The 21,683-nt window shown below is 73.8% G+C and carries 19 protein-coding genes; 14 read left to right on the forward strand and 5 right to left on the reverse strand.

The features are described from left to right. Positions 1-5 precede the first annotated feature (5 nt). Positions 6-518 (forward strand): DUF3817 domain-containing protein, encoded by a 513-nt coding sequence (locus IE331_RS01400; protein ID WP_192139778.1) that lies wholly within the window; start codon positions 6-8, stop codon positions 516-518. Positions 519-648: 130 nt separating this feature from the next. Here the strand turns inward: IE331_RS01400 and IE331_RS01405 are convergent, their stop codons facing one another. Beyond that, positions 649-2,028 carry a glycoside hydrolase domain-containing protein gene (locus IE331_RS01405; RefSeq protein WP_192139780.1) on the reverse strand — a complete coding sequence of 460 codons (1,380 nt, stop codon included), beginning with the start codon at positions 2,026-2,028 and terminating at the stop codon, positions 649-651. A 289-nt stretch (positions 2,029-2,317) separates the two neighbouring features. Here IE331_RS01405 and purL point away from each other — a divergent pair, with 289 nt between their 5' ends. Beyond that, positions 2,318-4,561: a phosphoribosylformylglycinamidine synthase subunit PurL gene (gene purL / locus IE331_RS01410; protein WP_318646778.1), complete on the forward strand. Its 2,244-nt coding sequence runs from the start codon at positions 2,318-2,320 to the stop codon at positions 4,559-4,561. 7 nt (positions 4,562-4,568) lie between these two features. On the opposite strand, the gene IE331_RS01415 is transcribed toward purL, so the two are convergent. Further along, the gene (locus tag IE331_RS01415; RefSeq protein WP_192139784.1) at positions 4,569-5,417 is read right to left on the reverse strand and encodes an SCO6745 family protein; all 849 of its coding nucleotides are present in this window, start codon (positions 5,415-5,417) and stop codon (positions 4,569-4,571) included. A 102-nt stretch (positions 5,418-5,519) separates the two neighbouring features. Here IE331_RS01415 and arfB point away from each other — a divergent pair, with 102 nt between their 5' ends. From arfB to IE331_RS01455, 8 genes are all read left to right on the forward strand, one after another. Beyond that, positions 5,520-5,948: an alternative ribosome rescue aminoacyl-tRNA hydrolase ArfB gene (gene arfB, locus IE331_RS01420; RefSeq protein ID WP_192139786.1), complete on the forward strand. Its 429-nt coding sequence runs from the start codon at positions 5,520-5,522 to the stop codon at positions 5,946-5,948. 169 nt (positions 5,949-6,117) lie between these two features. Next, positions 6,118-6,993, forward strand: coding sequence for an alpha/beta hydrolase family protein (locus tag IE331_RS01425; RefSeq protein WP_201930885.1), 876 nt, complete (start codon positions 6,118-6,120; stop codon positions 6,991-6,993). A gap of 106 nt (positions 6,994-7,099) precedes the next feature. After that, positions 7,100-7,465 (forward strand): sterol carrier family protein, encoded by a 366-nt coding sequence (locus IE331_RS01430; protein WP_192139788.1) that lies wholly within the window; start codon positions 7,100-7,102, stop codon positions 7,463-7,465. After that, positions 7,462-8,412 (forward strand): 2-hydroxyacid dehydrogenase, encoded by a 951-nt coding sequence (locus IE331_RS01435; RefSeq protein ID WP_201930888.1) that lies wholly within the window; start codon positions 7,462-7,464, stop codon positions 8,410-8,412. Before IE331_RS01430 ends, IE331_RS01435 begins: the two co-directional genes overlap by 4 nt. A gap of 79 nt (positions 8,413-8,491) precedes the next feature. After that, complete coding sequence (locus IE331_RS01440; RefSeq protein ID WP_192139790.1) at positions 8,492-9,823, forward strand: dipeptidase; 1,332 nt, start codon at positions 8,492-8,494, stop codon at positions 9,821-9,823. A 16-nt stretch (positions 9,824-9,839) separates the two neighbouring features. Beyond that, complete coding sequence (locus IE331_RS01445) at positions 9,840-11,084, forward strand: PucR family transcriptional regulator (RefSeq protein WP_192139792.1); 1,245 nt, start codon at positions 9,840-9,842, stop codon at positions 11,082-11,084. 150 nt (positions 11,085-11,234) lie between these two features. Beyond that, on the forward strand, positions 11,235-13,625 hold the full coding sequence (locus IE331_RS01450) for a molybdopterin cofactor-binding domain-containing protein (RefSeq protein WP_192139794.1): 2,391 nt from the start codon (positions 11,235-11,237) through the stop codon (positions 13,623-13,625). An 18-nt stretch (positions 13,626-13,643) separates the two neighbouring features. Continuing rightward, on the forward strand, positions 13,644-14,138 hold the full coding sequence (locus tag IE331_RS01455) for a (2Fe-2S)-binding protein (protein WP_192139796.1): 495 nt from the start codon (positions 13,644-13,646) through the stop codon (positions 14,136-14,138). A gap of 107 nt (positions 14,139-14,245) precedes the next feature. Here the strand turns inward: IE331_RS01455 and IE331_RS01460 are convergent, their stop codons facing one another. Further along, positions 14,246-16,045 (reverse strand): sensor histidine kinase, encoded by a 1,800-nt coding sequence (locus IE331_RS01460; protein WP_192139798.1) that lies wholly within the window; start codon positions 16,043-16,045, stop codon positions 14,246-14,248. A 140-nt stretch (positions 16,046-16,185) separates the two neighbouring features. Between IE331_RS01460 and purF the strand changes: the two genes are divergently transcribed. The 3 genes from purF (at position 16,186) to IE331_RS01475 (ending at position 19,211) form a co-directional block, all read left to right on the forward strand. Continuing rightward, entirely contained in the window at positions 16,186-17,748 is a 1,563-nt protein-coding gene (gene purF, locus IE331_RS01465; protein ID WP_225579415.1) for an amidophosphoribosyltransferase, read from the forward strand. 20 nt (positions 17,749-17,768) lie between these two features. Next, positions 17,769-18,836 (forward strand): phosphoribosylformylglycinamidine cyclo-ligase, encoded by a 1,068-nt coding sequence (gene purM / locus IE331_RS01470; protein WP_192139802.1) that lies wholly within the window; start codon positions 17,769-17,771, stop codon positions 18,834-18,836. Positions 18,837-19,013: 177 nt separating this feature from the next. Further along, positions 19,014-19,211, forward strand: coding sequence for a DUF3073 domain-containing protein (locus IE331_RS01475; protein ID WP_192139804.1), 198 nt, complete (start codon positions 19,014-19,016; stop codon positions 19,209-19,211). A 198-nt stretch (positions 19,212-19,409) separates the two neighbouring features. Here IE331_RS01475 and IE331_RS01480 read toward each other — a convergent pair whose 3' ends face one another. Next, a complete protein-coding gene (locus tag IE331_RS01480) occupies positions 19,410-20,486 on the reverse strand; it encodes a Glu/Leu/Phe/Val dehydrogenase dimerization domain-containing protein (protein WP_192139806.1) in 1,077 nt (358 codons plus the stop codon). Between the two features lie 145 nt (positions 20,487-20,631). Between IE331_RS01480 and IE331_RS01485 the strand changes: the two genes are divergently transcribed. After that, the gene (locus IE331_RS01485; RefSeq protein WP_192139808.1) at positions 20,632-20,823 is read left to right on the forward strand and encodes a BldC family transcriptional regulator; all 192 of its coding nucleotides are present in this window, start codon (positions 20,632-20,634) and stop codon (positions 20,821-20,823) included. A gap of 27 nt (positions 20,824-20,850) precedes the next feature. Here the strand turns inward: IE331_RS01485 and IE331_RS01490 are convergent, their stop codons facing one another. Continuing rightward, entirely contained in the window at positions 20,851-21,681 is an 831-nt protein-coding gene (locus IE331_RS01490) for a crotonase/enoyl-CoA hydratase family protein (RefSeq protein WP_192139810.1), read from the reverse strand. Between the last annotated feature and the right edge of the window lie 2 nt (positions 21,682-21,683).

Here is a 21,683-nt window from a genome sequence, read left to right on the forward strand (position 1 = left end):
GCGCGATGAGCCCCGCCACCCTGTTCCGCCGGGTCGCCGTCACCGAGGCGGTCACCTGGGCGCTGCTGCTCACCGGCATGGTGCTCAAGTACGGCACCGGCACCACCGAGCTCGGGGTCCGGGTCTTCGGCATGGTGCACGGCGTGGTCTTCATCGGCTACTGCCTGGTGACCGTGCTCCTGGCCGTCGACCAGCGGTGGTCCTTCGGCCGGCTGGTCGTCGGCCTGGCGGCCGCCGTACCCCCGTTCCTCACGCTCTGGTTCGAGAGGTACGCCGCGGCGCGCGGCCTGCTGCCGCTGCGCTGGCGCCTGACCGGAGACCCGGCGCCCGCGGGGGAGGGTCAAGGCTTGATGGCCCCGACCGCCCAGACCGCCCCGGCCGCCGCGACCGCCCCGCGCGGGCCGCACGAGCGGGCCGTGGCCTGGCTGCTGCGGAACCCGGCCCGCGGCGCCCTCACCGGACTGCTCGCCGTGGGCGTGCTCACCGGGGTCGCGCTGGCCCTCGGCCCCCCGGTCTGAGACGGGTCGAGTGCCCAGGTGGCTGCCAGGGCGACCACCTGAGCACTCGACGCGTGGGCCCGACCCGGGCACTCGATCCGGGCACTCGACCAGCACTCGACCGGCACTCGACCGGCACTCGACCGGGGGATCAGCTGCGGCGACCGGCCTTCAGCAGCTCCCAGGCGCGGTCGTTGACGACGCCGGTCTGGGGCAACCCGACCCGGCGCTGCCAGATCTTCATGACCCGCTCGCTGGAGCCGAGGAACACCCCGTCGATCGCGAGCCGCTCGTTGGTCGCCGCCATGAGGGCCCGCTGCACGCGCTTGACCCGGGCCTTCGAGGTGCCGACCTTGACCACGCCCTCCCGGCCGCGGGCGAGCGCCTGGGTCCAGTTCCGCTTGGTCCACCGCGGCTGGACCGGGTCGCCGACCCGGCGCTGCCACGCGTTGGCGGCGGCCAGGAACTCCTGCGAGAAGCTGCCGTCGAGCGGGCCGTCGTAGAGCCCCTTCTTGGTGAGCAGGCACTTCGCCGCGGCCACGCCCTTGGCCGGCGCGTAGTCGGCGTTCAGGGTGGGGTACTTCCGCCGGTCGACGGGGACGTCACCGCACCGCAGGCCGCGGCCGCGCAGCCGCAGCGAGCCCGAGCCGAGGCTCATGTAGTTGCTGTCGATGTTGATCGTGACGCCGCCCCAGGTCTCCTGGTGACCGCCGCGGTACTGCTTGATCCGCTTGTGCGGCTGCCAGCCGTCGGTCCGGACGTAGCAGACCGGCTGGTCGCGGCAGGCGTCCAGGTTGGCCCGCCCGTCCCAGCGCGCGATCCAGATCGCGTCGGGCATGGTGAAGGCGTTGGGTCGGTTCACCCGCGCGTCGTCGAGGATCCGCATCCCGGACCCGGCGCTGGAGTAGACCCCGGAGACGTAGCCGCGGCGGTGGATCTGCTTGGTCCACTTGTGCAGGAACTGCAGTGCCGACTCACGGCAGGCGGTGTTGTTGAGCAGCCCGTCGGTGCCCTCGAGGTCGTACCAGAGCGTGCTGCCCTTGCTGATCCCGAGCTTCGTGGCCGCCGCGACCGCGGTGTCGGCCTCGTCGCGTGCCTGGACGCGGGCCTTGCGGTAGTTGCGGGTGCGGTCGGTGCTGATCGTCGGGTCGTTGCCGTAGCGCGGGAACGACGGGTGGCAGGCGGCCTGCGGCCCCAACGTGATCGGCAGCAGCCGCCACCCGTTCTCCAGCTGGTGCGAGATCCACGACGGGGTGAGGTTCGGCTGGGTGCGGCAGCCGCGGGAGGCCCCGGAGATGTAGATGCCGACCGCCGAGAACGGCGACTGCGCCATCCAGCGGTCCATCTTCCAGGACTCGGGGGCCACGCACTGGTCGAAGCCGTAGCCGGTGAAGTTGCCCGGGGTGACTCGGTTCTCGGCGGCGGCCGGGGCGGTGGGTGACGTGGCCAGCACGCCGGCGGTCAGGGCGACGGCGAGCATCGCCCGGAAGGGCGAGGAACGTCGGGGAAGGGGTCGCATGAGGGTCTCCATCAGGTCGGAACCTGATGAAGATAACCCCACTAGTCACACCCGTAACAGCGGTTCCGGACAACTACAAACCTGTAATTCACAGGGCCGATTTCGCGGCCTGACCAGCGACGATGCCGCCGGGCCGCCCGTGCGCGCCGGAACCCGGGAACGGGTCGGCCTTCCGGCTCCCGGGCGGGCGTCGGAGGGAGGCCGCGGCCCGCCTAGGATGAGCCGCGTGCCCGACACGCAGCAGCTGCCCCCTGACGCGACCCAGCCGACCGGCCGCCCCGGTGACGGCCCGACGGGACAGGTGGACACCGTGGCCGCCGCCGCGGCCGACCCGGCTCGCCAGCAGCCCTGGGCCGACCTCGGACTCAAGCACGACGAGTACGACCGGATCCGCGAGATCCTCGGTCGCCGGCCCACCTCCAGCGAGCTGGCGATGTACTCGGTGATGTGGAGCGAGCACTGCTCCTACAAGTCCTCCAAGGTGCACCTCAAGCAGTTCGGCGAGATCCCGCAGGAGACCCCGGCCGGGGCGATGCTCGCGGGCATCGGCGAGAACGCCGGTGTGATCGACATCGGTCAGGGGTACGCCGTCACGTTCAAGGTCGAGAGCCACAACCACCCGTCGTACGTCGAGCCCTACCAGGGTGCCGCGACCGGCATCGGCGGCATCGTCCGCGACATCCTGGCGATGGGCGCCCGGCCGGTCGCGGTGATGGACCCCCTGCGGTTCGGCCCGCTCGATGCCCACGACACCCACCGGGTGCTGCCCGGGATCGTGGCCGGAGTAGGCGGCTACGGCAACTGCCTCGGCCTGCCCAACATCGGTGGCGAGGCGGTCTTCGACGAGACCTACCTCGGGAACCCGCTCGTCAACGCCCTGTGCGTCGGGGTCCTGCGGCACGAGGACCTGCACCTCGCGAAGGCGACCGGGGTCGGCAACCAGGTCATCCTGTACGGCGCCCGGACCGGCGGCGACGGCATCGGCGGCGTCAGCGTCCTGGCCAGCGAGACCTTCGCCGCGGACGGGCCGGCCAAGCGGCCCAGCGTCCAGGTGGGCGACCCGTTCATGGAGAAGCTGCTCATCGAGTGCACCCTGGAGATCTTCGCCGCCGGCCTGGTCGCCGGCATCCAGGACCTCGGCGGCGCCGGGCTGTCCTGCGCCACCTCCGAGCTGGCCTCGGCCGGCGACGGCGGCATGCACGTGCACCTTGACTCGGTGCCGCTGCGCGACTCCACGCTGGCGCCCGAGGAGATCCTCATGAGCGAGTCGCAGGAGCGGATGATGGCGGTCGTCGAGCCGGCCGACGTCGAGGCGTTCCTCGCGATCTGCGCGAAGTGGGACGTCGAGGCGGTGGTCGTCGGCGAGGTCACCGACACCGGACGGCTGCACATCGACTGGCACGGCGAGCGGGTCGTCGACGTGCCGCCGCGGTCCGTGGCGCACGACGGGCCGACGTACCAGCGCCCCTACGCCCGACCCCGCTGGCAGGACGCGCTCCAGGCCGACGCCGCGGAGTCCCTGCCCCGGCCCGGCACGGGCGACGAGCTGCGCCGGGCGCTGCTGCGCCTCGTGGCCAGCCCGAACCTGTGCGACAAGTCGTGGATCACCGACCAGTACGACCGGTACGTCCGCGGCAACACCGTCCTGGCCCAGCCCGAGGACTCCGGCATGGTCCGGATCGACGACCGGACCAACCTCGGCGTCGCCGTCTCCACCGACTGCAACGGCCGCTTCGCCCGGCTCGACCCGTACGCCGGCGCGCAGCTCGCGCTGGCCGAGTCGTACCGGAACGTCGCGACCGGCGGTGCCCGGCCGCTGGCGGTCTCGGACTGCCTGAACTTCGGCTCGCCGGAGGACCCGGACGTGATGTGGCAGTTCGCGGAGGCCTGCCGCGGCCTCAAGGACGCCTGCCTGGAGCTGGGGATCCCGGTGACCGGCGGCAACGTCAGCCTCTACAACCAGACCGGGGAGACCGCGATCCTGCCGACGCCGGTGGTGGCGGTGCTCGGCGTCATCCAGGACGTCACCCGGCGGACCCCGTCGCACTTCGTGCACGAGGGCGAGGCGGTCTACCTCCTCGGGACGACGCGCGAGGAGCTCAGCGGCTCGGAGTGGGCGCACGTCATCCACGGGCACCTCGGCGGCCGGCCCCCGCGGGTCGACCTCGCCGCCGAGCAGGCCCTGGCCGCGCTGCTCGTCGAGGCGTCCCAGGGGCTGCTGGTCACCAGCGCCCACGACGTCTCCGACGGCGGGCTCGCCCAGACCCTCGTCGAGTCGTCGCTGCGCGAGGGCATCGGGTGCCGGGTGTCGCTGGCCGGCGACCCCTTCGTGGGTCTCTTCTCGGAGTCCGCGGCCCGGGCGGTGGTCACCGTCTCCGAGACCGGCACCGCCGCCCTGACCGCCCTCGCCGGGCACCACGGCGTACCGCTGACCCGCCTGGGCAGCACCGGCGGTGACGCGGTGGTCGTGGACGGGCTGTTCGAGGTGCCCGTGACCGAGCTGCGGGCCGCCTGGTCGGCGACGCTGCCGGCCGCGCTGGGCTGAGCGCCGCTCAGGCGAAGACGCCGTCCGGGAACGCCCCGGCCGCGAGCGCCCGCATCACCAGCGGCTTGCCGAGCTCGCCGAGCCGGGTCGCGCCCTGCTCGCCGAGCCCCGCCCACGGGGCCGCGGCCATCTCGTCGGTGGCGCGCTCCACGCTCCGGCGCAGCGCCACGCCGTCGTCGGTGAGCTCGCCGTCGGAGGTCATGACCCCGCGCTCGGTCAGGCCCGCGACGGCCGCGTCCCACGCCTCCGGCGACCAGCCCCGTGTGGCCTGCGCCGCCGGGACGGTGAAGCCGCGGCCGGTCGCGGTGTGCGTGACCAGCGCCTCGAGGCCGGTGAGGCCGTGCGAGAGCAGTGCGGCCACGTGACCGTCCCCGCGGTGCTCGCGCAGCAGTGTCAGCGCGTGGAACAGCACCAGGTGCGGCTCGGAGGGCCAGGCGAGGTCGGCGTGCGCGGCGTACAGGGGTCGGCCCGCCACGGTGCACCCCTGGGCGGCCTCCCGCGCCAGGTCCGCGGCCTCGGCCACCTCGCCCGAGGCCAGCAGGTCCGCACCCAGGAGCCGGTGCCAGGCGGCGGAGACGCCGCGGTAGCGCGCGGCCGTGACCTCCTCCGGGCCGGCGGACTCCCATGCCTCCGGGAGGAACCTGGCCACGAGGCTCGGGCTGAACACGAAGAACGCGGCCGCGACCGGGCCGGCGCCGACCCGGCCCATCGGCGCCGAGCGGGAGGCGAAGTACGTCATCCGGCCGCGCTTGAGGCCGGTGGCCACCAGCTCGGCCTCCACGTCCGGGGCGAAGTAGCCGAGGGCGTGCAGCGTCTCGAGGGAGCGGGCCAGGCGGCCGGCGGCGCGGGGATCCATGGCGCCTGTCTACCCCATGACCCGTCGCGGCGGGTGCGGGCGGCCCTCGGGGGCGACCACCGCCCGCCCCCGGCCGTCGACCTGCGCGGGCATGATGGGCGGGTGCCCGACGACCTGCCCGTGACCCGGTCGCTGGTGATCCCGGCGGCCGAGCTGAGCGAGCGCTTCTCCCGCTCCTCGGGCCCCGGCGGCCAGGGCGTGAACACGACCGACAGCCGGGTCGAGCTGTCCTTCGACGTGCTCGGCTCGCCGTCCCTCCCCGACCCGGTGCGGGCCCGGCTACGGCAGCGGCTCGCCGGCCGGCTGGTCGACGGGGTGCTCACCGTCGCCGCCAGCGAGCACCGCACCCAGCTCGCCAACCGCCGGGCCGCCCGGGAGCGGCTGGCCGCCCTGCTGCGGGAGGCGACCGGGCCGCCGCCCCGCCCCCGGCGTCCGACGCGACCGACCCGCGGGTCCCAGCGCCGCCGGCTCGAGGGCAAGCGTCAACGGGGTGTGGTCAAGCGCGGACGTCAGGGCCGCTACGACGAGTAGCCGACCTCTCCCGCGGCTGGTCGAAGAGCCGCAATTGCGGCCGTCTGACATGGAATCGGCTCGGAACCATGCAATTCGGCCGCAATTGCGGCGCTTTGACATCGACGCTGAGGGCTCGTCAGAGCGCTGGACACGGGTGCCGGTTGGCCGCGCATGCTGGGATGGGTCCGTGCCGCAGCCGAGTCCCGATCGCAGAACGCTGCTCGGCCTGGTCGGTCTGGCTGGCATGGTCGGCCTCGGCACCGTGGCCGCCTGCGCTTCGCCGGGCGGCGGTACGCCGGGTGGCGCGGGCACCGACGACGAGGAGCAGGCTGGCGTGGAGACGATCCCCTACGGCGACGACCCGGCCCAGTTCGGGGAGCTGACCCGGCCCCCTGGTGCGTCGAAGGGGGTCGCCGTGGTGATCCACGGCGGCTTCTGGCGGGCCCAGTACGACCTCTCCCTCGGCCGCCCGCTCGCCGCGAGCCTGGCCGAGCGGGGCTGGACGGCGTGGAACCTGGAGTACCGCCGGGTCGGCAACGGCGGCGGGGTGCCGCAGACCCTCGACGACGTGGCCGCGGGCATCGACGCCCTGGCCGATCTGGCTGACATGGCCGACCTCGACCTGTCTCGGGTGGTGACGATCGGGCACTCCGCCGGAGGGCACCTCGCGGCCTGGGCGGCGGCCCGTGGTCGGTTCGCGGCCTGGCAGCCCGAGCGGGTGCCGGTGACCGGGGTGATCTCCCAGGCGGGGGTGCTCGACTTCGACGCCGCGGTCGACGCCGGTCTCGGCGCAGGTGCGGTGAGCGACTTCGCCGGCGAGCTCGGGTCGTCGGCGGACCAGGTCGACCCGGCGCGGCAGGCACCGCTCGAGGTCCCGGTCCGCTGCGTCCACGGACGCTCGGACACGATCGTCCCGATCGAGCAGTCCCGCCGCTACGTCGAGGCGGCGGTCGCCGCCGGGGCGGACGCCAGCCTGACCGAGGTCGACGGGGACCACTTCGTGCTCATCGACGCCGGCTCGGAGGCCTGGGCCCGGACGCTGGAGCTGCTCGACCGGCTGTGACCGGCCCGGCGGCCGGCGAGCCCGAGGCGCCCGAGGAGCCCGAGGAGCCCGACAGACCCGAGGAGCCCCAGGACCGAACCACCGCGGGTCGTGGTCGAATGGGACGGTGCCGTCCCGTCGTCGCCCCGCCGACCCCGCCGCGGTCGCGGCCGCCCGGGCGGCCTACCTCGCCGGCACCGCCGGTCCGGCGGAGCTGCGGCTGCTGACCCGGGCCCTGCTGGCCCGGCTGGAAGAGACCGCGCCGGGCCACTCCGTCGAGGTGCGGGTCCCGCCGTACGCCGCGGTCCAGGTGATCCCCGGGGTCCGGCACACCCGGGGCACGCCGCCGGCGGTGGTGGAGATGGACCCGCCCACCTGGCTCGACCTGGCCCTGGGCGAGACGACCTGGGTCGAGGCCGAGGCGTCGGGGCGGGTGCGTGCCAGTGGGCAGCGCGCGGACCTGGCGCCGTACCTGCCGCTGGAGCCCGCGTGAGCCCGGCGGGCGGGCCCCCGGGCGCCCGGGGCGGCGCAGCCTCCGGCGTGGTCGCCCTCGTGCCCGACGAGCGGCTGCGGGAGGCGATCGGAGACCTCGACGGCGTCGAGGTGCTGGTGATGGGGGAGCAGGACGACCGCCGCGACGAGGTCGAGGTCTGGGTGGCTCCCTACGTCACCGGCACCGCGGCGCTCGACGGCATCGACACCCTGCCGGCACTGAGGCTGGTGCAGGTCCAGACGGCCGGGTACGACGGGATGCCGGCGCTGTTGCCCGAGGGCGTCACGCTGGCCAACGCGCGAGGCGTCCACGACGACGCCACCGCGGAGCTGGCCGTCGGACTCGTCCTCGCCGGGCTGCGCGGGATCGACCAGGCGGTGCGCCAGCACGGCACCTGGCGGCCGATGCCCGGCCGCCGGTCCCTGGCCGACAGCCGGGTCCTCGTGCTCGGCTACGGCTCGATCGGCCGCTCGCTGGCCGAGCGGCTGCTCGCGATGAGGGCCCGGGTGGTCGCGGTCGCGAGCCGACCACGCGGCGACGACCTGGTCGGCACGGTCCACGGCATCGACGAGCTGCCCGCGCTGCTGCCCGAGGTCGACGTCGTCGTCGTCCTGCTCCCGCACGGCGACGCCACGCACCACCTCGTCGACGACGGGCTGCTGGCCCGGCTGCCGGACGGCTGCCTGGTGGTCAACGTCGGGCGCGGCCCGGTCGTGGACACCGCGGCGGTGCTGGCCCACGCCGGCCGGCTCCGCTTCGCCCTGGACGTGACCGACCCCGAGCCGCTCCCGGACCGGCACCCGCTCTGGACCGCCCCCGACGTCCTGATCACCCCGCACATCGCGGGCGGCACGACCGCGATGCTGCCGCGGATGGCAGCGCTGGCACGCGCCCAGCTGACGGCGTACGCCGCCGGCGAGCCGCCCGGCAACGTCGTCGCCCCCTGACCCCGTTCCTCACCTGGGTCGGGTGCCCGGGTGGTTGCCCGGGCGACCGCCCGAGCACCCGACCCGGCACAATGCGGCCATGCACATCGACGCCATCCGTGCCCGCCTGGCCGAGCTCATGCCCGCCGTCCGCCGCGACCTCGAGGACCTGGTCCGCATCGAGTCCGTGAGCGCCGACCCGGCCCGGGCGGGGGAGGTGCAGCGCAGCGCCGAGGCGGTCCGCGACCTGTTCGCCGCCGAGGGCTTCGACGCCGAGATCCTCAGCGCCGACGGGGGTGCCCCGGCGGTGGTCGCGACGAAGCCGGGCCCGCCCGGCTCCCGGACCGTGCTGCTCTACGCCCACCACGACGTCCAGCCCGAGAACGACCCTGCCGAGTGGGACTCCCCACCGTTCGAGCCGACCGAGCGCGGGGACCGGCTCTACGCCCGTGGCGCGGCCGACGACAAGGCCGGCATCGCCGCCCACCTCGCCGCCGTGCGGATCCTCGGCGACGAGCTCCCGGTCGGCGTGACGGTGTTCATCGAGGGCGAGGAGGAGGTCGGCTCGGACTCGCTGCCGGCGTTCCTGGAGACCTACCAGGAGCGGCTGGAGGCCGACGTCATCGTCATCGCCGACTCCGGCAACTGGGACATCGGCGTCCCGGCACTGACCACCAGCCTGCGCGGCCTGGTGCGGGCCGACGTCGAGGTCCGCACCCTCACCCACGCGGTGCACTCCGGCATGTGGGGCGGCCTGGTCCCGGACGCGCTGATCGCGTTGTCGCGGGTGGTCGCCAGCCTGCACGACGACGCCGGCAACGTCGCGGTCGCGGGTCTGCACGCCGGCCCCGCCGCCGACGTCGACTACCCCGAGGAGCGGCTGCGGGCCGAGTCCGGCGCGATCGAGGGACTGCACTGGATCGGCTCCGGGAGCGCGGTCGAGCGGCTCTGGACCAAGCCGTCGCTCAGCATCACCGGCCTCGACGCCCCGAAGGTCGACGGCGCCAGCAACACCCTCGTCCCGTCCGCCCGGGCCAAGATCTCGATGCGAATCGCGCCCGGGGACACCACCGAGAACGCGCTCGCCTGCCTGCGCGCGCACCTCGAGCAGCACGTCCCCTGGGGCGCCGAGCTCACCCTGACCGTCGTGGACACCGGCGAGGCCACGCAGATCGACGCCACCGGCCCGGCGTACGACGTGGCGCGCGAGGCGTTCCGCCAGGCGTGGGACGGCACCGCACCCGTCGACATGGGCGTGGGGGGATCGATCCCGTTCATCGCGGCCTTCCTCGAGGCGTTCCCCGAGGCGAGCGTGCTGGTCACCGGGGTCGAGGACCCCGACACCCGGGCCCACGGTGCGAACGAGGGCCTGCACCTCGCCGAGTTCGAGCGGGTCTGCGTCGCCGAGACCCTCCTCCTGACGAATCTCTGACCGGACCCTGACCGCCATGGACGCACCGGTCGGATCGACGCCCCTCGGGGGCTTCCTCGCGCGGCACCGGCGCGAACGCGTCGACGCCCTCACCGACGGGCTGGTCGGCCGGATCCAGGCCACCGCGCCGGACTACCTCGACCTCGACCGGGTGCCGACCGCGGACCTGCGAGCCTCCTGCCACGACAACATCGTCCGGGTCCTGGAGCTGCTGGGGCTGGAGGTGGCCCGCGACGAGGCGGCCGGGGGCGACGCGGCCGCCGGCGCCGGCCTCGTGGCGGCGCCCGGCGACCCGCTCGACGGCCTCTACGACGCCGCCCGGGAGACCGGCCGGCGTCGCGCCGAGCAGGGGATGCCGCTCGACGCCGTCCTGCGCTCGTTCCGGTTCGGCGGCCGGATCATCTGGGAGGACCTGGTCGACGAGGCGGCGGACTCCCTCGACCCGGCCGACCTGCGGGTCCTGGGCACCGGACTCTGGCAGGTGGTCGACGAGACCTCGGCACAGGTCGCGGCCGCCTACCACGCGACCGAGCGACTGCACGTGCAGGAGGACGAGCAGCGCCGCGCCGAGCTCTGGGAGGGCCTGCTCGGCGGGCGGGCCGCCGACCCCGCCTTCGCCGAGGAGGCGGGCCGGATCCTCGACCTCCCGGTGTCGGGGCGCTACCTCGTGGTCGCGGTGGCCGGTCACCTGCCCGGCGACCCCGCGATGTCGCACCGCACGGCGGCCGGCGCCGTGACCCGGTGGGTACGCCGCACGCCGGGCACCGTCGGCCTCGTGTCCCTGGGCCGCGCACGGATGGAGGCGGTCACCGCCGCCCTGGGCAGGATCGCCTCGCTGCCGATCGGGCACTCGGGCGAGGCGACGGGGCTGGCCGGCGTCGAGCCGGCGTTCCGCCAGGCCCTGCTGGCGCTGCGCTCCTGCGGGGGCCGGGCCGGCGTCGCGACGTTCGACGAGCGGCTCCCGGAGGCGCTGCTGCTCGGGTCGCCCGATGTGGCCGGCCGGCTGCTCGACATCTGGCTGGGCGGCGTCCTGGCCCTCCCCGACGCCGAGAGCCGGCCGCTCCTGGAGACCCTCGAGCACTGGGTCGCGACCGGCGGGTCGACCACCCGCACCGCGAGCCGGACCCACTGCCACCGGAACACGGTCATCAACCGGTTGCGACGGGTCGCGGAGCTCACCGGCCGCGACCTCTCCGAGGCGGCTCCGCCGTTGGAGCTGGCGCTGGCGCTGCGGGTCCTGAGGGTGGCGCCGCCCTCCTGAGGCGTTGTGCACTCTGCCCATTCCGGCGAGGTGGATGGTGGGCACCGCGGGCATGGCGGGCGCAGGTGACGCGTGTCACGGTGAGTCGCGGGGGAGGCAGCATCCCGGACCCTCCGGTCCGGGCCGACGGCACCTTGAGGAGTTTCCCGCATGGCCGCGATCCCCCGGCACGACCAGCAGGACCAGCCCGACCAGACCCTCGGCGGCCACGACCGGCCGGACCCGGTCGGACCGCTCCCGACCGGAGGTCCCCACTCGGTGGGCCGGCGCCGCTTCCTCGGCTACGTCCTCGGCGGCGCGACGCTGATGGCCGCCGCGGATCTGGGCATGCTCGCCGAGCCGGCCGCCGCCGCGGTCCCAACGCTGCCGCAGCCGGCCGAGCTGTACGACCTCAACGACGCGCTGACCGACTCGTGCCGGCCGACGGCGAACCTGATCACGGTGACCGTGAACGAGGACGGCACCGCCTCCTTCGCGCTGCCCCGCTCCGAGAACGGGCAGGGGGTCACCACCTCGACCGCGATGATCATCGCCGAGGAGCTCGACCTGCCGCTGTCGAAGGTGGAGGTGACGCTCGCCCCGGCCCGTCCCGAGCTGCTGCTCAACCAGCTCACCGGTGCCTCCAACACCACCATCTCGACGTACACGCCCATCCGGGTGGCGGCGGCGATCGCGAAGATGGCGCTGCTCGAGGCGGCCGCCATCCAGCTCGGCGACACCGTCGAGCTGCTGAAGTCCAAGGACGGCGTCATCACCGCCCCCGACGGCTCGTCGGTGACCTACGGCGAGCTGGCGACCAAGGCCGCCAGCCTGGTCGACCGTGAGGTCGAGGTCGAGCTCAAGTCCACCGACGAGTTCACCGTGGTCGGCACCCCGCGCAACCGGGTGGACGCGCTCGCGGCGGTGACCGGCGCCAAGGAGTTCGCGACCGACCTCGACGTGCCCGGCGCCCTGCCCACGATGCTCTGCCGGCCGCCGACGCTCAACGGGACCCCGAAGAGGGTGCTCAACCAGCAGCAGGTCGAGGGCATGCCGGGCGTCCGCAACGTCGCCCTGGTCGACACCGGCGTCGCGGTGCGCGCGCTCACGTTCGGCCAGTGCATCGACGCGGTCCGTGCCCTCGACGTCGAGTGGAACGACGGACCCGTGGCCGGGATGGACGACGAGGACATCCTCGCCAACCTGCGGAAGGCCGAGGTGCCGCTGCCGTCCCTGGGCCTGAACCCGCTGGCGAAGACGATCGAGGCCGACTTCGCGTTCTACTTCCGCAGCAACTCACCCATGGACACCAACTCCGCGGTCGCGGACGTCCGGTCCGACCGGGCCACGGTGTGGGCCGGCCTGAAGTCCCCGATCGTCGCCCAGCAGCGGATCGCCGAGGCCCTGGGGATGGCCGAGGGGCAGGTCACCGTGAACGTCGTCCAGGGCGGCGGATCGTTCGGCCGCCGGCTCTTCTTCGACGGCGCGCTGGAGGCCGCCAAGGTCTCCCAGGCCATGGGCGAGCCGGTCAAGCTGATGTGGCACCGGGCCGACGACGCGCGGGCGGGGCGCACCCACCCCATGTGCACCAGCCGGATCCGGGCGACGTACCTGGCCGGGCAGGTGCTCTCGTTCCAGCAGTCGCACACGAGCGTCGAGACCGACTACCGGCACGGCCTCGGTGAGGTGCTGACCGCGCGGGCCGCGGACCTGCCCGCGGGGCTGGGCAACCAGGGCTTCGCCCAGACCGTCTTCGGGCTCACCCAGGAGATCCCCTACGACTTCGGGGTGGTGACGCAGACCCTCGTGGAGGCCGACGAGCGCTTCAACACCGGGAGCATGCGCAACATCTACTCCCCGGACGTGCGGGTGGCCGCCGAGCTGGTCATCGACCAGCTGGCCGCGGCGATGAGGAAGGACCCCTACCGGTTCCGCCAGGAGTTCATCCGCAACGAGCGGGTCAGGGCCGTGCTCGACAAGGTGGCCACGGTGGGGAACTGGGGCCGGTCGATGCCGGCCGGCACCGCCCAGGGGATCGCGATCCACAAGGAGTACAAGGGCGCCAGCGCCTGCCTCGTGGAGCTCGACGCCCGGCCGGGGACCGTCGACCGGGACATCCGGGACGCCGTCACCGGGCCCCGGGTCACCAAGGTCGTCTTCGCGATCGACGTGGGGCTGGCCATCAACCCCCGCGGCCTGGAGGCGCAGATGCAGGGCGGCATCAACGACGGCATCGCCCTCGCGCTGACCTCGAGCCTGCACCTGCGGGACGGGCACTTCCTCGAGGGCAGCTGGGACAACTACTTCTACACCCGGCAGTGGAACACCCCACCCGAGGTCGAGGTGATCGTGATGCCGTCGGAGTCCGGGCAGCCCGGCGGCGCCGGGGAGGCCGGCGTGGCTGCGGCGAACGCGGCCGTCGCCTGTGCGTTCGCCCGCGCGACGCGCACCAACCCGACGTACTTCCCGATCAACCACAAGGACCCGTTGGCCTTCACTCCCAAGCCGTTCAGCCCGCCCATCCCGCAGTCGCCCGTCAACGGCCTGCGCTTCACCTACTGAGCCCCGGGAGACCGAGCCATGCCTCGTCAGACATTCAAGCTCAACGGCCAGACCGTCACCGTGGACGTGCCGGACAACGTGCGGCTCCTGTGGGTGCTGCGCGACCTGCTCGGCGTGAAGGGGCCGAAGTACGGCTGCGGCATCAACGTGTGCAAGGCCTGCACCTCGCACATCAACGGCAAGGCGTTCAACCCGTGCGCGGTGCCGGTCGGGGAGATCGGCCGCGGTGACGAGATCACCACGATCGAGGGCCTGCCGGACACCCTTCCCGCCAAGAAGCGCGGCCCGAACGGCCTGCACCCGATGCAGGAGGCCTGGCTGGACCGGGACGTCGCCCAGTGCGGCTACTGCCAGCCCGGCCAGATCATGGCCGCGGTCGCGCTGGTCCGGAAGGTACGCCGCGAGGGCCGCGCCCTCTCCGCCTCCGACCTCGACACGATCCGCAACATCTGCCGCTGCGGCACCTACACCCGGATCCGCGAGGCCATCGCCGAAGGCTCCCGCACCATGTGACCCACCCCCGATAGTCCACGAAGTTCGAGTCGTCGTACGCCACGGATCACGACTCGAACTTCGTGGACTATCGCCCACCGGCCGGTGAGGTCAGCGGGCGGGTGAGGTCAGCAGGCGGGGAGGGTGACCCGGAAGCGGCTGCCGCGGCCGAGCTCGGAGGAGACGTCGATGCTTCCGCCGTGCCGCTCCACGATCCGAGCGACGATCGCGAGTCCGAGGCCGGTGCCGACCTGCTTCTCTGCGGCCGGGTCGCTGGAGCGGAAGAACTCGGTCCACAGGTGCTCCTGCTCCTCGGGCGCGATGCCGATGCCCTGGTCCTCGCAGACCAAGGTCACCGTGTCCGGTTCCGGTCCGTGGTCGAGGGTCAGGGTGATCGTGCCCCCGTCGGGGGAGTACTTCACCGCGTTGCCCAGCAGGTTGGCGCAGATCCGCTCGAGGTCGGTGGGGTCGCCACTCGTGCACACAGGTGTATCGGGGGCGACGACGACGATCTCCAGGCCCCCGACAGTGGCCTGCACCGACAGCAGCTCCACGGCATCCTCGACCACCTCGCGCAGGTCCACCGGCTCGCGCTGGGCGCGTCGCCCGGGGTCCGAGCTGCGGGCCAGCAGCAGCAGGTCGTCGACCAGGCGCCGGATCCGGAGCGTGTTGCGGTGCACCGCGGCGATCGACGGGCCGGCCTCGCCGACGTCGGCGCCCTCGAGCAGCTCGAGGTGGCCCACGATGCCGGTCAGCGGGTTCTTCAGCTCGTGCGAGACGGTGGCCAGCAGCTGGCTCTTGTAGCCGTCGAGGGCCTTCAGCTCCTCGCTGAGCCGTCGCTCCTGCTCGAACAGCCGGGCGTTGAGGAGGGCCCGCCCGAGGTCGTGCCCGATCTCCAGCGCCGCGGCGCACTCGACGTCGCTCCACGCCGGGTCGCCGTCGCGGCGGGCCAGCACCAGGTTGCCCAGGCACTCCGGGCCAGCACCGAGCGGCACGAACATGACCGAGCTCAGCCCGAGCCCGGACAGGAAGGCCTGGATCCGGGCGTGCTGCTCCACGGTGACCAGGCTCGTCGGTGCCCGGCTGGGGGAGACGATGCCGACCCGCTGCTCCTGCCAGCCTCGCCGGGCCGCGGCGACGGCGATCCGGGAGAGGTCCTCGTCCAGGTGGACCTCCATCCCGACCGGGGTGTGCAGGGCCGCCGGCCCGTCGCCGAAGTCGTCCAGGGCCTGGATCCACATCCCGCGCGCGTCGAAGGTGCGCCGGAGCTGCTCCTCGCACTCGGCGACGATCCGCGCCGGCGTGAACTGGGAGCTGGCGGCACGGACCACCTCCCGCGCCGCGTCGGCCAGCCGGACCCGCTCGGTGAGCCGATCCCGCTGCAGCAGCGCGTCCACGGCGCGGGCGCACTGGACGACGTACCGCGCGAGCTCGCGCCGTCGCTCCGGGCCGGGTCGCAGGCCGTCGGTGGGCAGGTCGACGCACAGGCTGCCGATGACCTTGCCGGACTCGCCGTGCAGCGGAGCGAACAGCAGGTCGAGCGGGTGCCAGGCGTTCGGCCCGGCCACCGGGACCAGGTCGGGGACCCACCCGAGGTCGTCCTCCTCCGGCGCGAGCCGGTCGTGGGAGACGAACCGCAGCGACCCCCAGTCCTCGGCCAGCGCGAGGTCGTGCTCGAAGGACGACCGGGGGCGGAAGGTCCCGAGCAGCTGGGCGGAGGCCTCCGGGCTGCCGGCCACGGCCACCGTCTCGAACTCGTCGGTGCTGCGCAGCACCTGGATCGTGGCGACCGCGAACCCGACCCGGCTGGTCACCCCCTCGGCGAGCATCTGCAGCGCGTCCTGCAGGACGCCCGAGGACCATCCGCGCGCGAGCAGGCCCTCCACCTGACCCCAGGTGGCGCCTCTGAGTCCTGGCTCCAACGTCATGCCCGCGATGTGCTTTCCTCCCGCTACCGAGGGACAGGCTACGGCCACGGCGCCCCCCGTGGGTGCGGTTCCCGGGGGAGGCCCGTTTCCGTGCCGAGGTCCGGGTGCGACCGGGGAGCCTCTAGACTCGCCGCGTGCCCCTGCCCAGCAATCGCCGCAAGGGTGGCGACGGTCGTCTGACGGCCTCGCTCGACCCCCAGGACACCGGGCCGCAGGACGCCTGCGGCGTCTTCGGTGTCTGGGCTCCCGGCGAGGAGGTCGCCAAGCTCACCTACTACGGCCTCTACGCGCTGCAGCACCGTGGCCAGGAGTCCGCGGGCATCGCGGTCAGCAACGGCCGGCAGATCCTGGTCTACAAGGACATGGGACTGGTCTCGCAGGTCTTCGACGAGTCCACCCTGGCGGCGCTCCAGGGGCACCTGGCCATCGGTCACGCCCGCTACTCGACCACCGGGGCCAGCACCTGGGATAACGCCCAGCCGACGTTCCACCCCACGAGGCACGGCTCGATCGCGCTCGCGCACAACGGCAACCTCACCAACACCGCCGAGCTGGCGACCATGGTGGACGACCTGTCGGTGCTGACCGGTGAGCTCGACCTGCAGGTCCGCAAGCCGGCGCTGGCCACCAACGACACCAGCGTGGTCACCGCGCTCCTGGCCCACCACCCCGACAGCACCGTCGAGGAGAAGGCGATGGAGCTGCTGCCGCAGGTGCGCGGCGCCTTCTCGTTCGTGTGGATGGACGAGCACACGCTGTACGCCGCCCGGGACCCGCAGGGCATCCGCCCGCTGGTGCTCGGCCGGCTCGAGCGGGGCTGGGTGATCGCCTCGGAGACCGCGGCGCTGGACATCGTCGGCGCGTCGTTCATCCGCGAGATCGAGCCCGGCGAGATGGTCGCGGTCGACGGCGACGGGCTGCGCAGCCGGCGCTTCGCCGAGGCCGCCCCCAAGCACTGCCTCTTCGAGTTCGTCTACCTCGCCCGCCCCGACACCCGGATGTCCGGCCAGCGCGTGCACAGCGTCCGGCTCGAGATCGGGCGCCGGCTGGCCCGCGACTTCCCCGCCGAGGCCGACCTGGTCATCCCGGTGCCCGAGTCCGGCACCCCCGCCGCGATCGGGTACGCCGAGGAGTCGGGCATCCCCTACGGCATGGGGCTGGTGAAGAACTCCTACGTCGGCCGCACCTTCATCCAGCCCAGCCAGACCATCCGTCAGCTCGGGATCCGCCTGAAGCTGAACCCGCTGCGCGACGTCATCGAGGGCAAGCGGCTGGTCGTCGTCGACGACTCGATCGTCCGCGGCAACACCCAGCGCGCGCTGGTACGGATGCTGCGCGAGGCCGGAGCCCGCGAGGTGCACGTGCGGATCTCCTCCCCGCCGGTGAAGTGGCCCTGCTTCTACGGCATCGACTTCGCCTCCCGCGCCGAGCTGGTCGCCAACGGGCTCGCGGTGGACGAGATCTGCCGCTCCATCGGCGCGGACTCGCTCGCCTACATCTCGCTGGAGGAGCTGGTGGAGGCGACCGAGGTGCCCATGGACGACCTCTGTCGGGCGTGCTTCGACGGGGTCTACCCGGTGCCGCTCCCCGAGCCGGAGCTGCTCGGCAAGAACCTCCTCGAGCCCCCGCTGCCCCTCGACGTCGACGGGCTCGCCACGTCCTTCGCCGGCGGCGGGGCGACCGACGCCCTCGACCGGCCCTGACCCCCGCCCCAGGAGAACCCGTGACACAGCCGCCCTCCCCGGGGAACACCTACGCCGCCTCCGGCGTCTCGATCGAGGCGGGCGACCGCGCGATCGAGCTGATGAAGGGGTACGTCGAGTCGGCGCGGCGGCCCGAGATGATCGGCGGCATCGGCGGCTTCGCCGGGCTGTTCGACGCCAGCGCGCTGAAGGCCTACACCCGGCCCCTGCTCGCCAGCAGCGCCGACGGCGTCGGCACGAAGGTCGCGATCGCCCAGGCCATGGACAAGCACGACACGATCGGCTTCGACCTGGTCGGCATGCTCGTCGACGACCTGGTCGTCTGCGGCGCGGAGCCGTGGTTCCTCACCGACTACATCGCCACCGGCCGCGTCGTACCCGAGCGGGTTGCCGCGATCGTCAAGGGGATCGCCGAGGCCTGCGTGGAGGCCGGCTGCGCGCTCATCGGCGGCGAGACGGCCGAGCACCCGGGGCTGCTGGAGCCCGACGAGTACGACGTCGCCGGGTCGACGACGGGCGTGGTCGAGGCCGAGCGGCTGCTCGGCCCGGGCCGGGTCCGGCCGGGGGACGTGGTGGTCGCGATGCGGGCCAGCGGCCTGCACTCCAACGGGTACTCGCTGGTCCGCCACGTGCTGCTCGGGTCGGCCGGCTGGCAGCTCGACCGGCACGTCGACGAGCTGGGCCGGACACTCGGGGAGGAGCTCCTGGAGCCGACCCGCATCTACGCCAAGGCCTGCCTGGCGCTGGCCGGGGAGACCGCGACGCACGCCATGTCGCACATCACCGGTGGTGGTCTCGCGGCCAACCTGGCGCGGGTGATGCCCGAGGAGCTGAGCGCGACGCTGGACCGGTCGACGTGGACGCCGCAGCCGGTCTTCGACCTGGTCCGTCGGGTCGGCCAGGTGCCGCAGCCCGACCTCGAGCAGACCCTGAACTGCGGGGTGGGCATGGTCGCGCTGGTCGCGCCCGACGACGCCGACGACGCGATCCGGGTGCTCGACCGGCACGGGGTCTCGGCGTGGGTGGCGGGTGGCGTCGCGGCCGGGGACGGCAGCGTCCACCTGGTCGGCCAGCACCCCGGCTGGTGACCCCCGGAGGTGCTCCGTGCGGCGCCGGGGTTTCGCCGGCAGCGGAATTGCCGACCCTCGGTGTGCGGGAACACCCAGGGAGCAGGTAGCGTTGCCCCCACGAGAAATGGACCAAGTAGTCCGGGAGCCGCGGGTCAGACCGTGTGCCCCGGCCAAGCGCGCGAGGGGGTCGTTCCTGTGGGACGCGGCCGAGCAAAAGCCAAGCAGACGAAGGTCGCCCGCGACCTGAAGTACCGGACGCACGAGACGGACTTCGGGGCGCTGGCCAACGAGCTGCACGGGCAGAGTGGCAGCACCGACTCCCCGGAGTCGGGGTCGTCGGGCACCGACGACGCCGACGAGTGGTCGGGACACCCCGACTCCTCGCGCGACTGACGATCTGACGTCGGGCTGACGGGCTCGCGGCTCCGAGAGCCCCGGCCACGTCGCCAGCAGCGCACCGTCCGACCGCCGCGGCGGCCGGACGGTTCTCGCGCGCCCGCTGTGTGCCCGATCGTGTGCGCCACGGGTGCCCGGACTCGGGTCATGCCCCGGCGGTGCGGCGGGACCGTGGCCCGGCGCACGGCCGCGGCCTCAGGTCAGGTGGATCCCGCGCAGGCGGCCGACGTCGCGCATGCGCCGCTCGGCCAGCCGGTCGGCGGCGATCGCCGGGGGTACGCCGTCCTCCCGGGCGGCGGCGAAGACGGCCCGGGTGGTCTCGAAGATGCCCGAGGCGCGCTGCTGCGCCCGCTCGAACGAGAAGCCCTCGAGCTCGTCCGCGACCTGGATCAGGCCGCCGGAGTTCACGCAGTAGTCGGGGGCGTAGAGGATGCCGCGCTCGGCGAGCGCCTTCTCGATGCCCGGGTGCTCGAGCTGGTTGTTGGCGGCGCCGCACACGATCACCGCGGGGGTGGTCTCGACGACCGCGTCGGTGATCGCGCCACCGAGCGCGCACGGGGCGTAGACGTCGATCTGGGCGGTGACCAGTTCCTCGGTGGAGCCGACGACCTGCACCTGCGGGAACTCCTCCACGACCCGGTCCAGCGCCGGCTGCCACACGTCGGTCACGACGACCGAGGCGCCGTCCTCGACCAGGTGCCGCACCAGGTGGTGCCCGACCTTGCCGACCCCGGCCACGCCGACGGTGCGCCCGCCCAGGGTGGGCTCGCCCCAGGTCGCCTCGGCCGCGGCCCGCATGCCTTGGAACACGCCGTACGCCGTGAGCACCGACGAGTCGCCCGCGCCGCCGTGGGCGACGGTCCGGCCGGTGACGAAGTCGCACTCGCGTGCGATGTGGTCCATGTCGGCGCTGTAGGTGCCGACGTCGCACGCGGTGTAGTAGCGCCCGGCCAGGGACTGGACGAAGCGGCCGTAGGCGCGCAGCAGGGTCTCGGTCTTCAGGGTCTTCGGGTCGCCGATGATGACGGCCTTGCCGCCGCCGAGGTCGAGGCCGGCCAGGGCCGCCTTGTAGGACATCCCACGGGACAGGTTGAGGACGTCGTCCACGGCGTCGGCCGTGCTGGCGTAGGGGTAGAACCGGGTCCCGCCGAGCGCCGGCCCCAGGGCCGTGGAGTGGATGGCGATGACCGCCTTGAGCCCACTGGGCTCGTCGTGGCAGAAGACGACCTGCTCGTGCTCGGTCTCGAGCAGCGCGGGGGGAAAAGCGGTCACTGTGGCGACCTTTCTGTGTATCGGCCATGGGTGTGGCAGAATTTGTCCAGTCTGGCGAGAGCGCACAGGGGTGGCGTGTGCTCCCGGTCCCGGGGACCAGCGTAACGGTCCGAAAGGCCACCCACATCTCCGAGGAAGAGGACCGATGAACGCGCGCGACACCGAGGCCGAGAACCTGCTGACCCCGTCAGAGGTGGCCGCGCTCTTCCGCGTCGACCCGAAGACCGTCACCCGGTGGGCGAAGGCCGGCAAGCTCAGCTCGATCCGCACGCTGGGCGGGCACCGCCGCTTCCGCCGGGCCGAGGTGCTGGAGCTGCTGGACGAGCGTCAGGCCTGACCCTCCCGGTCCCCGTCGGCCGACCCGTCAGTCCCTGTCGGTGGCCCTGTCGAAGGGCCCGCCGGCCCCGTCGAAGGCCCCGTGCCGTCCGCGGCCGGCCACGAACGAGGCCGCACCCGCGCCGCTCTCCGAGGCGAGCGGAACCATCCCGTGCCGCAGCTCGGCGGCGATGGCCTCGTCCTCGTCGAGGCCCCACTGCTCGAGCAGGCTGAGCCGGTCGTGGCGCAGGCACTGCTGCGGGTGCCCGGCCAGCTCGCCGGCGAGCCGCTGGGCGGCGGCCAGTGCCGTGCCGGGTGCGACGACCCGGTTGACCAGGCCGAAGCCCAGCGCCTCGTCCGCGCCGACCGGGCGGCCGGTGAGCACCAGGTCCATCGCCCGGCTCTGACCGATGAGGCGGGGCAGGCGCACGGTGCCGCCGTCGATCAGCGGCACCCCGAACCGACGGCAGAACACCCCGAGCACCGCGTCGCTGGCGGCCACCCGGAGGTCCGCCCAGACGGCCAGCTCGAGCCCGCCGGCCACGGCGTACCCCTCGATCGCGGCGATCACCGGCTTGCCGAGGCGCATCCGGGTCGGCCCCATCGGCCCGTCGCCGTCCGGGGCGACCCGGTTCGCCCGTCCGCTGCCGGTCTCCGGGTCGAGGCCCGAGAGGTCGGCGCCGGCGCAGAAGGTGCCGCCGCTGCCCGTCAGCACCGCGACCGAGGCCGGCGAGGCGTCGAAGGCGCGGAACGCCTCGGCCAGGGCTGCCGCGGTCGGGCCGTCCACGGCGTTGCGGACGTCGGGCCGGTTCAGCGTGATGGTGGTGACCGTGCCGTCGGTCTCGACCAGGACCGGCTCGTGGGCGGGGGTGGCGTCCATGG

This window comes from Nocardioides donggukensis (assembly GCF_014842875.1).
In the GTDB taxonomy this organism is placed as follows: domain Bacteria; phylum Actinomycetota; class Actinomycetes; order Propionibacteriales; family Nocardioidaceae; genus Nocardioides; species Nocardioides donggukensis.

Coding starts and splice junctions, on each gene's coding strand:
- IE331_RS01400 (WP_192139778.1), top strand. CDS start 6: ATGAGCCCCGCCACCCTGTTCCGCCGGGTCGCCGTCACCGAGGCGGTC.
- IE331_RS01405 (WP_192139780.1), bottom strand. CDS start 2,028: ATGGAGACCCTCATGCGACCCCTTCCCCGACGTTCCTCGCCCTTCCGG.
- IE331_RS01415 (WP_192139784.1), bottom strand. CDS start 5,417: ATGGATCCCCGCGCCGCCGGCCGCCTGGCCCGCTCCCTCGAGACGCTG.
- IE331_RS01440 (WP_192139790.1), top strand. CDS start 8,492: ATGCACATCGACGCCATCCGTGCCCGCCTGGCCGAGCTCATGCCCGCC.
- IE331_RS01445 (WP_192139792.1), top strand. CDS start 9,840: ATGGACGCACCGGTCGGATCGACGCCCCTCGGGGGCTTCCTCGCGCGG.
- IE331_RS01450 (WP_192139794.1), top strand. CDS start 11,235: ATGGCCGCGATCCCCCGGCACGACCAGCAGGACCAGCCCGACCAGACC.
- IE331_RS01455 (WP_192139796.1), top strand. CDS start 13,644: ATGCCTCGTCAGACATTCAAGCTCAACGGCCAGACCGTCACCGTGGAC.
- IE331_RS01460 (WP_192139798.1), bottom strand. CDS start 16,045: ATGACGTTGGAGCCAGGACTCAGAGGCGCCACCTGGGGTCAGGTGGAG.
- IE331_RS01485 (WP_192139808.1), top strand. CDS start 20,632: ATGAACGCGCGCGACACCGAGGCCGAGAACCTGCTGACCCCGTCAGAG.
- IE331_RS01490 (WP_192139810.1), bottom strand. CDS start 21,681: ATGGACGCCACCCCCGCCCACGAGCCGGTCCTGGTCGAGACCGACGGC.